This window comes from Pantoea sp. SS70, assembly GCF_029866845.1.
Lineage (GTDB): Bacteria > Pseudomonadota > Gammaproteobacteria > Enterobacterales > Enterobacteriaceae > Pantoea > Pantoea leporis.
In genome coordinates this window covers 3,720,287-3,733,640 of record NZ_CP117199.1, presented here as the reverse complement: position 1 = coordinate 3,733,640, position 13,354 = coordinate 3,720,287, and the positions used below count along the sequence as shown (strand labels likewise).

The 13,354-nt window shown below is 56.2% G+C and carries 9 protein-coding genes and 3 tRNA genes; 8 read left to right on the top strand and 4 right to left on the bottom strand.

Features of this window, described 5'->3' with window-relative positions; all coding sequences use genetic code 11:
- Positions 1 to 348: 348 nt before the first annotated feature.
- Entirely contained in the window at positions 349 to 1,284 is a 936-nt protein-coding gene (gene mdh, locus PO881_RS17130; protein ID WP_217549775.1) for a malate dehydrogenase, read from the top strand.
- A 51-nt stretch (positions 1,285 to 1,335) separates the two neighbouring features.
- Here mdh and mscM read toward each other — a convergent pair whose 3' ends face one another.
- The 3 genes from mscM to rsgA all read right to left on the bottom strand — a co-directional run bounded on the left by mscM (position 1,336) and on the right by rsgA (position 6,720).
- Complete coding sequence (mscM, locus tag PO881_RS17125; RefSeq protein ID WP_280172139.1) at positions 1,336 to 4,671, bottom strand: miniconductance mechanosensitive channel MscM; 3,336 nt, start codon at positions 4,669 to 4,671, stop codon at positions 1,336 to 1,338.
- A 15-nt stretch (positions 4,672 to 4,686) separates the two neighbouring features.
- Positions 4,687 to 5,583 (bottom strand): archaetidylserine decarboxylase, encoded by an 897-nt coding sequence (gene asd, locus PO881_RS17120; RefSeq protein ID WP_101762854.1) that lies wholly within the window; start codon positions 5,581 to 5,583, stop codon positions 4,687 to 4,689.
- Between the two features lie 93 nt (positions 5,584 to 5,676).
- Positions 5,677 to 6,720, bottom strand: a complete 1,044-nt coding sequence (gene rsgA / locus PO881_RS17115; RefSeq protein ID WP_101762855.1) for a small ribosomal subunit biogenesis GTPase RsgA — start codon at positions 6,718 to 6,720, stop codon at positions 5,677 to 5,679.
- A gap of 103 nt (positions 6,721 to 6,823) precedes the next feature.
- Here rsgA and orn point away from each other — a divergent pair, with 103 nt between their 5' ends.
- From orn to PO881_RS17095, 4 genes are all read left to right on the top strand, one after another.
- Positions 6,824 to 7,372 carry an oligoribonuclease gene (gene orn / locus PO881_RS17110; protein ID WP_101762856.1) on the top strand — a complete coding sequence of 183 codons (549 nt, stop codon included), beginning with the start codon at positions 6,824 to 6,826 and terminating at the stop codon, positions 7,370 to 7,372.
- Positions 7,373 to 7,671: 299 nt separating this feature from the next.
- Positions 7,672 to 7,747: transfer RNA gene (locus tag PO881_RS17105), tRNA-Gly, on the top strand.
- Between the two features lie 28 nt (positions 7,748 to 7,775).
- Positions 7,776 to 7,851 (top strand) — tRNA-Gly (locus PO881_RS17100).
- A gap of 197 nt (positions 7,852 to 8,048) precedes the next feature.
- Positions 8,049 to 8,124: transfer RNA gene (locus tag PO881_RS17095), tRNA-Gly, on the top strand.
- Positions 8,125 to 8,559: 435 nt separating this feature from the next.
- Here the strand turns inward: PO881_RS17095 and queG are convergent.
- Positions 8,560 to 9,699, bottom strand: coding sequence for a tRNA epoxyqueuosine(34) reductase QueG (queG, locus tag PO881_RS17090; RefSeq protein WP_280172138.1), 1,140 nt, complete (start codon positions 9,697 to 9,699; stop codon positions 8,560 to 8,562).
- On the opposite strand from queG, the gene nnr reads away from it, so the two are divergent.
- The 3 genes from nnr to amiB are packed head-to-tail and all read left to right on the top strand — an operon-like array spanning position 9,698 to position 13,350.
- Positions 9,698 to 11,215 (top strand): bifunctional ADP-dependent NAD(P)H-hydrate dehydratase/NAD(P)H-hydrate epimerase, encoded by a 1,518-nt coding sequence (gene nnr, locus PO881_RS17085; RefSeq protein WP_280172137.1) that lies wholly within the window; start codon positions 9,698 to 9,700, stop codon positions 11,213 to 11,215. The two genes, queG and nnr, sit on opposite strands and share 2 nt — an antisense overlap.
- A 3-nt stretch (positions 11,216 to 11,218) precedes the next feature.
- Positions 11,219 to 11,695 (top strand): tRNA (adenosine(37)-N6)-threonylcarbamoyltransferase complex ATPase subunit type 1 TsaE, encoded by a 477-nt coding sequence (gene tsaE / locus PO881_RS17080; protein WP_280172136.1) that lies wholly within the window; start codon positions 11,219 to 11,221, stop codon positions 11,693 to 11,695.
- Positions 11,692 to 13,350, top strand: a complete 1,659-nt coding sequence (gene amiB, locus PO881_RS17075; RefSeq protein ID WP_280172135.1) for an N-acetylmuramoyl-L-alanine amidase AmiB — start codon at positions 11,692 to 11,694, stop codon at positions 13,348 to 13,350. Before tsaE ends, amiB begins: the two co-directional genes overlap by 4 nt.
- Positions 13,351 to 13,354 lie beyond the last annotated feature (4 nt).

Genomic DNA, 13,354 nt, shown 5'->3' with positions numbered 1-13,354 from the left:
TTATGCAATAAGTCTGGTAAGAGAATCGCGGTAATGACCTGCGGGGCGGGCATCATAACAGAATATGATGTTGCACCAAAATCGCGGGTGGACGCGCAAAGCGAAGGTTGCGAAGTTGTTATATTATTGAAGTGGTAACAACAATATCGATGATCATTGCCGTCCATTGTCTTCTGGCTGCGAATGAATCATTCAGGCGACTTCTGAAGTGGAGATGTCTCGGGAGCCGATTGCGGCGTAGTGTTTAGTGCGCGACAGGTTTAGTCGCTATCGCCTGAGAAGTTGATTAAACTCGTAACCTGATGGATTTTCGGCATATCTCTGCCCCACCTTAATAAGGAGTTCAGGATGAAAGTTGCCGTTCTCGGTGCCGCTGGTGGTATTGGCCAGGCGCTCGCACTGCTGCTCAAAACGCAATTACCCGCAGGCTCAGCTCTCTCACTTTACGATATCGCCCCGGTAACGCCCGGTGTGGCGGTCGATCTCAGTCATATTCCAACGGCAGTCACCGTGGAAGGGTTTAGCGGTGAAGATGCTACGCCTGCGCTGCATGGTGCTGATGTGGTGCTGATTTCCGCGGGTGTGGCACGTAAGCCGGGCATGGATCGCGCCGACCTGTTTAACGTCAACGCCGGTATCGTGCGTAACCTGATCGAGCAGGTTGCCAGTACCGCGCCAAAAGCGCTGATTGGCGTCATCACCAATCCGGTGAATACCACGGTGGCGATTGCGGCCGAAGTGCTGAAAAAAGCCGGCGTGTATGACAAGAATCGCCTGTTTGGCGTTTCCACCCTCGATATCATCCGTGCCAATACCTTTGTCGCGGCGCTAAAAGGCAAGCAGCCTAACGAGATTGAAGTGCCGGTGGTGGGCGGGCATTCCGGCGTAACGATTCTGCCGCTGCTGTCGCAGGTGGAAGGCGTGAGCTTCAGCGAGCAGGAAGTGGCGGATCTCACCAAACGTATTCAGAATGCGGGCACCGAAGTGGTGGAAGCCAAAGCCGGTGGCGGATCGGCGACGCTGTCGATGGGACAGGCAGCGGCCCGTTTTGGCCTGTCATTGATTCGTGCCCTGCAAGGCGAAGCCAACGTGGTGGAGTGCGCGTATGTGGAAGGCGATGGCGAATATGCCCGCTTCTTCTCGCAGCCGCTGCTGCTGGGCAAAAACGGCATCGTTGAACGCCGTCCGCTGGGCACGCTAAGTGCCTTTGAACAGCAGGCGCTAAACGGCATGCTGGAAACGCTGAAGAAAGATATCTCGCAGGGCGAAGAGTTTGTGAAGTGATAAACTCCGAGCGGCAATAAAAAACGCCCGGCATCTGCCGGGCGTTTTGTTTTATAATCCGCCAGATTTGAAGGTCTTATTGGCGGGCGCACCGTTAGTCGCGGGGTTTTGCTTTCCTAACGTCTCCATGCGTACCTGGAATGGTGGGAACGGCATCTCAATGCCGTGCTCCTCAAAGCCGCGCAGAATCAGCTGATGCAGTTCATGGCGCAGCGGCATGCGATGCCCCATCTCCGCCGCATGCACGCGCAGTTCAAACAGCTGAATACCTTGCTGCAGATCGACCAGGAACACATCCGGCGCCGGCATATCGAGCACGTAGGTGCAGCGATCGGCCGCTTGCTTAAGAATGTTGGTCACTTCATCACTGTTGACTCTGGCGGGCGCTGGAATCGTCAGCACCACACGCGTCACTGAATCCGACAGCGACCAGTTCACGAACTGCTCAGTAATGAAAGCCTTATTCGGCACGATGATCTCTTTGCGGTCCCAATCGGTGATGGTGGTGGCACGCGTGTTGATGCGCGTAATGCTGCCCGTCAGGTCGCGAATGGTCACGGTATCGCCAATACGGATCGGTTTCTCAAACAGGATAATCAGGCCGGAGATAAAGTTAGCGAAAATCTCCTGCATCCCGAAGCCCAACCCCAGACCCAACGCAGCAACCAGCCACTGCAGCTTCGACCACTCAATGCCCATCATTGAGAAGCCAATCAAGCCGCCAATCAGCATCAAAGCATACTTGGTCAAAGTGGTAATGGCGTAACCGGTGCCCGGCGCCAAACTGAGATGCTGCAACAGCGCCAGCTCCAGCAGCGCGGGCATGTTACGCACCAACTGCGTGGTGATGATCAGCACCAGAATCGCAATCAACACCGCACCCAGCGTAATCGCCTGCACGCTGTCCACACCCTGAATGGTGGTGCTGGCATTCCACAGCGGAATGTTATCAAGGAAGCTAAACGCCGAGTGGATTTCTGACCACAGCACAATCACCGAAACCAGCGCAATCAGCGTCAGGATTGAACGCACCAGACGCAGCGACTGTGCGCTGATCTCATCAAGATCAATGCTTGGCTCATCGATTTCGATGGTGTCGGCATTCGCTGGCGTTGATTGCTCTTTCTCTTCTTCGCTGCGCGCGCGGTTGGCCAGCATATCGGCACGACGCTGACGTGCACGGTCAAAGGCGATGCGGCGGCGCTGAATCAGCATCCAGCGGCGGATGATGTGATACACCACCAGCAGGAAGAACCAGATGCCCACCGAGGTTTCCAGACGCGCCAGCAGCGCCTGCGCGGTGGCGAGATAACCGATGCAGGAGGCGAGGGCAGCCACCAGCGGCAGGGCGATCATCAGGTTCCACAAAATGCGGTTTACGAAGTTATCGCCGTTGCCCTCCTTATCCAGATAGAGCGGAATACCGGCGCGTTTCAGGCTAACGGTAACGATACTCAGCGCGCCACAAATCAGGATGAAGCACACGCGTCCCAGCGTGCCGGAGAATTGCGGATCGTCGAGATTGGCAAAGGCGATCAGCAGCATGATCAGCGGCACAATCAGCCCCACCGACAGCGAGTAATAGCGCATGGCACGCGCCACGCGCGCTTGCGGCCAACGGAAATGCACCACAAACAAGCCATCGGGACGTGCAAACGCGGCGCTGATCATAAAGGCCCACAGTAGCGGCAGCGTGGCGGTGATGCCATCGCCAATCGCCACGGCGAACGGATAAGGCCAGGCATGCTGTAAACCGTAACCGAGCGCGGCCCACAATACCGGTAGCGGCACCGCCACCAGAATTGACCAAAATACCGTGCGCAGCGTCAGGCTGAAGCGATCCTGCGTCACTTTGCCGACGCGGCTGGCGGAGCGCTCCATAAAGGCGTTGTAGTGACGACGCGAGCTGATGCTGAAGCCAACCAGCAGAATCGCACCAATAATCGGTAACACGGTTTCGCGATTGGTAAACATCATCGCCAGCGCTTTGCCGAGTTGGCCGGCGGTATCCAGCGACAACAGACGCTTGAGATCCTGCGCCATCTCCACCGGGAAATTCAGGCCGATGGTATTAACGTCAGCGGTCCAGAACAGATAGCGATGCGTCGCATCTTTAACTTCGGCTAAGGCATCCTGCAGCTGCGTATTGGAAACTTTGAGCTTAGTGATTTCCAGAATCAGCGTATCGCAACCGGAAATCAGTGAGTTCAGCAGTTCGCGCTGGGTTTTAAGTTGCGCTTCGAGGATGCGTACCTGATCGCTGCTGAACGGCGTGCCGTCATCCTGTTTGGCTTTACGCAGTTCCTGCTGGCGCTCCAGCAGATCCTCATAATGCAGACGCTGCACCCGCAGCTGGCCCATTTCGCTGTCGATCTGCTGAGATTTCGGCATCTCTGGCAGACGGGCAACCTGCGCACGCAAGGCTTCGCCCAACAGATTGGACGCCCCCAGCCATTGCGACTGCTCACGCAGCGTGCTCAGCGCCTGACGCACCTGCAAGGTCTGATTGGTGGCGAGACGCTGCTGCGAAGCGACTAAATCCATGCGCTGCGCTTGCTGATTAAGGTCTGCGGAGAGTTCGCGGTTAACGCGGAACTGATCGCTGATCGAACTCGGCAGATCGCCGCTGTTTTCCGCCAACTGCTCGGTGCGCTCCAGCGCCAGTTCAGCTTCGCGCTGGCGCTGATTGTTGAGCTGATTGCGCAGCGCCTGCAGATAGTTATCCAGTTGAGTCGCTTTGCGCTGATGCACCTCAGCGCGCATACGCGCCAGTTCCTGACGGTTATTCGCCGAAAGCTGCGCCAGCTCTAACTCGTCCACGCGCGCTTTGTTGGCGGCGTTTTCCGCCTGACGCGCGTAAATCTGCGCCTGCGCCAGCGGCGTAGTCGCCGTCGAAGCGCTCTGCGCGCGACGATCGCTTTCGGTCATCGCCCGGCGTGCATCGGTTTGCTGCTGCGGCAGCTGCGACAGTGAATCGCTGATCTCGCGCGCGCGATCCTGCTCCTGCTGCGCCTGGCGGCCTTCCTCCAGCAGCTGGCTGCTGACCTGCAACAGCTCCTGATCCAGCTCGGCGCTGCTCATATTGCTGCGCACTGCCTTACTGCTGTCCGTCAGCGTGGCGATCTGCTGACGTAATTCGCGCGCCAGCCGCGGGAAATCATCAATCACCTGCTGATACTGCTTCGCGCGCTCCAGCGACTCATCGCGCTCGTTGAGGAAATTAATCGCCGATTCGAGCGCCTGCACCTGCTCGGTTTGCGCGGGTGAGCTTTTCGCCGATTTAGCCGCATCCAGTTCCTGCTTTAGCTGGCTGGATTGCGGAACGGTGGCTGCAAATACAGAACTGCTGAGCACAAGGCTCAGCAGCAAGGAGAGGAAAACACGCACGGGAGAGATTCCGGGTTATTTGCTAAGTGAGACGCTGTCGCCAGGCTGAGGCAGGGCGATGGCCAGCGGCTGACCGAGGCGGGTTTTGCTTTCGGCTTCAAGGCTTTCTGCCAGCTTCACGCGATTCGGCGCGAACAGGTTGATCACCGTTGAACCCAACTTGAAGCGACCCATTTCCTGGCCTTTCAGCAGCACCACCGCACCATCATGATCGGCAGACGGATAGCGCCAGCGTTTAATTACCCCTTCGCGCGGTGGCGTAATGGTGCCCGCCCACACGGTTTCGATGCTACCCACAATGGTGGCACCGACAAGGATCTGCACCATCGGGCCATGATCGGTATCGAATACGCAGATCACGCGCTCGTTACGCGCAAAAAGATTCGGAATGTTACGTGCGGTCAGCGGGTTGACGGAGTAGAGATCGCCCGGCACATAGATCATTTCGCGCAGGATGCCGTTACACGGCATATGCACGCGGTGATAATCGCGCGGGGCGAGATAAGTGGTAACAAACTCGCCGTCATGAAACTGATCCGCCAGATCGTCGTTACCGGCCAGCAGCGCCTGCAGGCTGTAAGTGTGGCCTTTGGCCTGGAAGATCTGATCGCCGGCAATGCGGCCCAGTTGGCTGATCGCGCCATCGGCGGGCAGCGCCAGTAAAGAGGCATCAGTATCGATCGGACGCGCGCCCTCTTTTAACGGACGCACGAAGAAATCATTGAAGGTGCGGTAGCTGCCGGTATGTGGCTTGCTGGCTTCCGCCATATCCACTTTGTAGTACCAGACAAATAGGTCGATGACCGCTTTAGTGAGCCAGCCACCACGGCGGCTGGCACCCCAACCGGCGAGTTCGGTGAGGCCTTTTTTAGGCAAAATATGATTCAGGCCGAGTTTAAAACGATCAAACACCGTTGCCTCCTGGCTTAATTACGTGTCGTTAACAAAAAAGGGGGCGGATTGTAGCAGCGCCCCAGCGCGTTGGCGAATGTGCCGTTGTACTGCTTAATCTGCGTCGGAGGAAAAGTTTTTACGCGTCTTTACCTGCGCCATACTTTCCAGAATTCGGTGGTAGTTATCGAAGCGGGAGATATCAATCTTGCCCTCTTCTACCGCTTCGCGAATGGCACAGCCAGGATCGGTATCGTGCTTACAGTCGCGGAAACGGCAACCGCCAAGGAATTCACGGAATTCGACAAAGCCGCGCGTCACTTGTTCCGGCTCCAGATGCCATAAACCAAACTCACGCACGCCCGGTGAATCGATCACATCGCCGCCCGCCGGGAAGTGGTAGAGGCGTGACGCGGTGGTGGTGTGCTGACCTAATCCAGAAACGTTCGACACATCGTTGGTCAGAATTTCAGCCGCTACCTCCAGGCCAAGCAGGTTATTCAGCAGGCTCGATTTACCCACGCCAGATTGGCCGGCAAAGATGCTGACGCGGCCGGTTAAGGCGCTTTCCAGTTCAACCAGGCCATCTTTGGCGTGGCTGGAAACCATCAAGACGCGATAACCAATGTTGCGATAAATCTCCATCTGCTCATCAACAAACGCGCGGCCTTCGGCATCTAAAAGGTCGGTTTTGTTGAGCACCAGCAGCGGTTCCACGCCAAGGGTTTCGCTGGCGACCAGGTAACGATCAATGATGTTGAGTGACAGCTCTGGCAGGATCGCCGAAACGATAATGATCTGATCAATGTTGGCGGCGATCGGTTTCACGCCGTCATAGAAGTCTGGGCGCGTTAGCACCGTCTTACGTTCGTGTACCGCTTCGACGATCCCTTTGCCGCCGCCAATAGCAGCGCGCCATAAAACGCGATCGCCAGTGACCAGCGAGCGAATGGTGCGGCGGATGTTACAGCGATGTACAACGCCTTCGCTATCTTCCACGTCTGCGTGCATGCCGAAACGGCTGATCACCACGCCATCAGCTGCTTCTCCAAACAGACTATCATCCGGCTCCGGCTTATCGCTCCGTTGCTGCAGACGACGCTGATGGTTGGCGCTTACGCGACGTTGTTGACCTTTCGACAGTTTGTTTTTACTCACGCATCCTCTCACGGCTTTCGCCAGGTTTCGCCCTGCTGGGCAAAACGTCTATGATACACCTGAAATGAGTTTAATGACGACTTTGGCAACAGGCGGGAAACGCATGACAGCTGGAAATGAAAACAATCTGATTTGGATCGACCTCGAAATGACCGGATTGGATCCGGAACGCGATCGCATTATTGAGATCGCTACCATCGTGACCGATGCCAACCTTAACATCCTGGCAGAAGGCCCGGTGTTCGCGGTGCATCAATCTGACGATCAGTTGGCGTTGATGGATGACTGGAACGTGCGTACGCACACCAATAGCGGATTGGTGGCGCGCGTCAAAGCCAGCGAGCACGATGACCGTGCGGCGGAACTGGCCACCATCGAGTTCCTGAAACAGTGGGTGCCGGCGAACACCTCGCCGATTTGCGGCAACAGTATTGGTCAGGATCGTCGCTTCCTGTTTAAGTACATGCCTGAACTGGAAGCCTATTTCCACTATCGCTATCTTGATGTCAGCACGCTGAAAGAGCTGGCGCGCCGCTGGAAACCAGATATCTTGCCAGGTTTTAAAAAGTCCGGTAGCCATCAGGCGCTGGATGATATTCGCGAGTCCGTCGCCGAGTTGGCGTACTATCGCGAGCACTTCCTGCAGCTTTAACCGCCGCGGGTGCGCAGGAAATCATCAGGTTGTCGATAAAAGCAGCGAACGCGCGGAAAGCGCAAAATTTTGCTTTTAGACTCTTGCGACTGAAAGGATTTCTCGTATAATGCGCACCCCGTACCGGTGAAGAATTTCATGTGGAACGGAGAAGTAAAGTAGTACGGCGAAGTTCAGAATCGAGTAGTTGAGTTGGGTACAAGGCGGCAACTGAGCGAATATCTGGGAGCTTACTTCAGTAAGTGACCTGATTGAGTGAAGGAAGCCAACGCAGTAACCAATACAAATACGATGATTATGCGGGAATAGCTCAGTTGGTAGAGCACGACCTTGCCAAGGTCGGGGTCGCGAGTTCGAGTCTCGTTTCCCGCTCCAAACTTTCGTTGAGTAGTAAACCTCTAATGCGGGAATAGCTCAGTTGGTAGAGCACGACCTTGCCAAGGTCGGGGTCGCGAGTTCGAGTCTCGTTTCCCGCTCCAGAGTTTGTAGTAAACCATCCAAATCACGGATTTAGTCGTTAGCGTGATTGTTGTGACAAAAATACGAAGAGTCAGAATCGAGTATTTTAGTTTGCAACAAGGCGGCAACTGAACGAATCCCTGGGAGCTTACATGAGTAAGTGACCTGGGTGAGTGAAGGCAGCCAACGCAGTAGCAGACTAAAATACGAAGATTATGCGGGAATAGCTCAGTTGGTAGAGCACGACCTTGCCAAGGTCGGGGTCGCGAGTTCGAGTCTCGTTTCCCGCTCCAGATTTTCATATTCACTAATGTTATTTGCCCTTAGGCGCAATCAGAATTAAAACTGCTGCAGATCTTTTTTGATCGCATGCGACACCGTTTTTTTCTGGAAATTTTGCACGCCTCGCTAGCAGCGATAATGCTTGTTGTCTGATGCAGTTATCTTACAGGTTATCCACAATGCGCCTGCAAGCTTCTGACGGCGTTTTCCCCGTTGTTTAAAACTGTTTTGAACAGAGTTATCCACAAGCTCTGGAAAAACCCCTGCGCGCTAAATACGACGTGAATATTTACAATAATCGCTTAATTGATTGATTTGTAAGTGGTTATAACTATTTCAGACTGTGATCTTGCCCTTAAGACGAAATTACGATCTCCGTCACGATTCAGTGGGAAAATTTTATTCACAGCATGTGGAAAAGCGTTTTATCCTGTGCGACTGCTCAATCACGCATCACGTTGCAGGCCTTTTTCGACCGCGCGCACCAGCCGCTGTTTCTTCGCTGGCTGCACTTCTACCGCTTGCGCCGCGCGTTTCTGCAACTGCTGTGCAATCGCCCATTCAATATGCTCATCAAGCAGGGGATGTTCGCCGCTGCGCAATGCTAATGCCGCCATATTTTCTTCTGCCCAGGGCGCATTGCCCAATGCTACCGCAATATTTCGCAACCAGCGCAAATGCCCAATACGCCGAATCGCTGAACCTTCGGTGATACGCAGAAATTTGGCTTCATCCCATTTGAACAGATCGGTGAGCGGCGGCGCATGCAGCACCGCGCGCGGCGAGAAATCATCTTCATCGGTTAACTGGCCGTAACGATTCCACGGGCAGATCAGCTGGCAATCATCGCAGCCATAAATTCGATTACCAATCAGCGGACGGAACTCTTCAGGAATTGGGCCTTCCAACTCGATGGTGAGATAGGAGATGCAGCGACGCGCATCGACCACGTAAGGTTCGACGATAGCGGAAGTGGGGCAGATAGTGATACAGGCGACACAGCGTCCACACTGCTCCTCCTGTGGATGATCGACCGGTAACGGCAGATCAATCAGCAGTTCGCCGAGGAAGAACCACGAACCCGCTTCACGGTTGAGGATCAGCGAATGTTTGCCGGTCCAGCCTAAACCGGCTTTAGCGGCAATCGGGCGTTCCAGAATCGGTGCGGAATCGACGAACGGACGAAAATTGAGTTCGCCACAGTGCGCCTGGATCATTTCTCCGAGCTTTTTCAGTCGATTGCGCAATACTTTGTGATAGTCGCGGCCCAGCGCATAGCGGCTTACATAGCCCAGCTGCGGATTTTTTAAGGTGCTGGCAAAGGCGGCTTTAGCTGGAAGGTAATTCATGCGTACGCTAATCACGCGCAGCGTGCCAGGTAGCAGCTCATGCGGCCGCGCACGCATCATGCCGTGGCGCGCCATCCAATCCATCTCGCCGTGATATTGCTTATCCAGCCACGCCTGCAGTTTGGGCTCTTCGGCGCTCAGATCGGTATCGCAAATACCCACCTGCTGGAAGCCGAGGTCGCGTCCCCACTGTTTAATTTGTTCAGCGAGCTGTTGAAGATCGAGAGGATATGACATGAGAAACCAGGCAATTGAAGCAAACGCGCGCAGTTTAACACACTCTGTCTGGCCTGCGCAGGCGATGGCGCAACTGGAACGCGATGCCGCCGATAGCCTGGGCTTAACGCTGTTTGAGCTGATGCAACGTGCGGGCCAGGCCAGCTATGAATTAGGCCGCCAGCTGTGGCCGCAGGCGCAGCATTGGTTGATCCTGTGCGGGCACGGCAACAATGGCGGCGATGGTTATGTGGTGGCGCGACTGGCGCAGGCAGCAGGATTGAACGTGACGCTGCTGGCGTGCGCGGGCAGTAGAGCCCTGCCAGAAGAGGCGCAGCAGGCGCAAGACGCATGGCTGGCGGCGGGCGGTGTGATTCACGCGGCGGATGCGCCCTGGCCGGAGCAGGTTGAGGTGATTGTCGATGCGCTGCTCGGCACCGGCCTGAATCGCGCGCCCGCCGATCCCTACGATCGCCTGATCGCACTCATCAACGCGCATGCCGCACCGGTGCTGGCGATCGATATTCCCTCTGGTTTGCTGGCGGCTAATGGCACGGCGCCGGGCGAAACGGTCATCGCCGATCACACGTTGAGCATGATTACGCTGAAACCCGGCCAACTGACCGGCAAGGCGCGCGATTACGTTGGCGTTCTGCACAACCATGAGTTGGGCTTGTCGGCATATCTTGCCGCTGAGCAGGCACCGATTTCACGCTATGACGCCGGGAATTTAACGCGCTGGCTGAAACCACGTCGCGCTACTTCACATAAAGGTGATCAGGGGCGGCTATTGGTGGTCGGCGGTGACAGCGGCACGGCGGGCGCGATTCGCATGACCGGTGAAGCCGCCCTGCGAACCGGCGCCGGACTTGTGCGCGTGCTGACACATGAAGATAATATTGGTCCGATTCTCACCGCGCGACCGGAGTTAATGGTTGATGCGCTGAGCGATGAACGGCTGGATCAGGCGCTGGAGTGGGCGGATGTGATCGCCGTTGGACCGGGGCTCGGCCAGCGCGATTGGGCTCAGAAGGCACTGAAAAAGATCGCGGTCAGTGAAAAGCCGATGCTTTGGGATGCGGATGCGCTTAACCTGCTGGCAATCAAGCAGGATAACCGTCAGAATCGCATCATTACGCCGCATCCCGGCGAAGCTGCGCGCTTGCTGGGGGTGAAAACCAGCGAGATTGAGAGTGACCGCTTACACGCTGCGCGCGCCCTGGCGAAACGCTACGGCGGCGTGGTGGTTCTGAAAGGCGCGGGCACGGTGATTGCCAGCGCGGCGGGTGACATCGCTATTGCCGATGTGGGCAACGCGGGCATGGCGTCTGGCGGCATGGGCGATGTGCTGAGCGGGATTATTGCCGCTCTGCTCGGCCAGAAACTGACATTACTTGATGCAGCCTGCGCAGGCTGTGTCGCGCATGGGGCAACAGCCGATGCCGTCGCGCGTCAGCGCGGTACTCGCGGCATGTTAGCCACTGATTTGTTCGAGCTGCTGTGGCAGTTTGTTAATCCAGAGATGATCCAACAATAAAGCATGAAGACCTGTGTTATCCCTTTGCCCGATGAGGCGGCAACCCTGAATCTGGGTGCGCAATTGGCGCGCGTCTGCAACAGCGCGCTGGTGATCTATCTTTATGGCGATTTGGGTGCCGGTAAGACCACCTTTAGCCGTGGTTTTCTGCAGGCGCTCGGCCATCAAGGCAATGTAAAAAGCCCAACGTATACGCTGGTCGAGCCCTACGAGCTCGGCTCTCGCACGCTGTACCATTTCGATCTCTATCGTCTTGCCGATCCCGAAGAGTTGGAGTTCATGGGCATCCGCGACTATTTCACCGGCGATGCGCTCTGTCTGGTGGAGTGGCCGCAGCAGGGCACCAGCGTGCTGCCTGAACCCGATTTAGCGCTGACGTTGCGCTACGTGGATGCGGCGCGTGAAGCCGAAATAAGCGCGGTTTCCGCCACGGGCGAAGCGCTGTTAACCCAATTCCAGCAAGGCAGGGATCCGGCATGATGTCACGGATGAAAATCATTGTACTGAGCTTGCTGTGCCTGTTTTCTGCCTCGGCGTTGTCTGCCACGTTATCAGATATCAAAGTCGAAAATGGCGATAGCCAGGCCACCGTCACCCTGAGCTTTAACGGTCAGCCCGTGTATGGCTTTTTTCCGCTGCACAATCCCAATCGTGTAGTGCTGGATATTCGTCAAAGCGGCGCGATTAAAGGATTGCCGCTCAATTTTAGCGGCGAAAATATTGTGCAGCGCATTCGCCATAGCCAGCCGAAGGATAAGCAAAGCCTGCGTTTGGTATTCGAACTGACGCAGCCCGCGCAGACGCGCGCCAGCACGCAGCGCGATGGCAGTAATTATCGCGTGGTGTTCACCATTCGTGGGACGCAGCCAGCGAAGCGCCCGGCCGCTGCCGCGCCTGTTACTACCGCGCGTGAAAGCCAGCCGAGCAGCAGCAGCCAGGGCAATCCGTTCAACGCCAATCAGGTGACAGCGGTGACCAGCAGCAATACCACCGTGCGTCCCGGCAACTCGGTTAGTCGCAACGATGTGGTAATTGTGGCGATTGATGCCGGGCACGGCGGTCAGGATCCCGGCGCATCCGGCCAGCACGGTTTGCACGAGAAAAATGTCACCATCTCAATTGCGCGTAAGTTGAAAGCGCTGATGGATCAGGATCCGATGTTCAAACCGGTGCTGACGCGTAACGGCGACTATTTCATCTCGGTAATGGGCCGCTCAGAAGTGGCGCGTAAAGAGAACGCGAACCTGCTGGTATCCATTCATGCCGACGCCGCGCCAAATCATTCGGCCACCGGCGCATCGGTTTGGGTGCTGTCTAACCGCCGCGCCAATAACGAAATGGCGAACTGGCTGGAACAGAAAGAGAAACAATCTGAGCTGCTGGGCGGCGCAGGGGATCTGCTGGCGAACAGCCAGGCCGATCCCTATCTTAGCCAGGCAGTGCTGGATTTGCAGTTTGGTCATTCACAGCGTGTAGGTTATGACGTCGCCGTCAAAGTCCTGCAGCAGTTGCGCGGTATTACGCCGCTGCATAAGCGTCTGCCGGAACATGCCAGCCTTGGCGTTTTACGTTCCCCGGATATTCCCTCTTTACTGGTCGAAACCGGCTTTATTAGTAATGCCGCGGAGGAGCGGCTGCTTGGCAGCAGCGCGTATCAGGAGAAGATTGCTCAGTCGATTTATAAAGGCCTGCGCAATTATTTCCTTACGCATCCGCTGCAATCGATCCCAAAGGAGGAAAACCGGCCGCTGGACAGCGCACCAGCGGTTAGCGTCGCCAGCAACCCGGCGACCGGTACGGTGCAATATACCGGCGCAACGCAGCGTCATACCGTCACGCGTGGCGAAACGCTGTCGGGCATCGCGGCAAAATATGGCGTGAGCATGGCGACGTTACGTGAGATGAATAGCCTGAAGCGCGATGTGGTTTGGGTGGGACAGCGCCTGAAGGTGCCCGCGAAATCCAGCGTCAGCGTGGCGGCGAGTCGTCCAACCCGGCATAAAGTGGTGCGCGGTGATTCCCTCACGGCGATTGCCGCGCACTATGGCGTGAGCTCAAAAGCCATCATGCAGGCGAATAATATGAAGTCGAGCAATGTGATGCTGGGGCAAAACTTAAAAATTCCGCAATCCTGATTGT

Excerpts from the sequence above, each read along its gene's own strand:
- mdh (WP_217549775.1), top strand. The coding sequence starts at position 349 with ATGAAAGTTGCCGTTCTCGGTGCCGCTGGTGGTATTGGCCAGGCGCTC.
- orn (WP_101762856.1), top strand. The coding sequence starts at position 6,824 with ATGACAGCTGGAAATGAAAACAATCTGATTTGGATCGACCTCGAAATG.
- nnr (WP_280172137.1), top strand. The coding sequence starts at position 9,698 with ATGAGAAACCAGGCAATTGAAGCAAACGCGCGCAGTTTAACACACTCT.
- queG (WP_280172138.1), bottom strand. The coding sequence starts at position 9,699 with ATGTCATATCCTCTCGATCTTCAACAGCTCGCTGAACAAATTAAACAG.
- tsaE (WP_280172136.1), top strand. The coding sequence starts at position 11,219 with ATGAAGACCTGTGTTATCCCTTTGCCCGATGAGGCGGCAACCCTGAAT.
- amiB (WP_280172135.1), top strand. The coding sequence starts at position 11,692 with ATGATGTCACGGATGAAAATCATTGTACTGAGCTTGCTGTGCCTGTTT.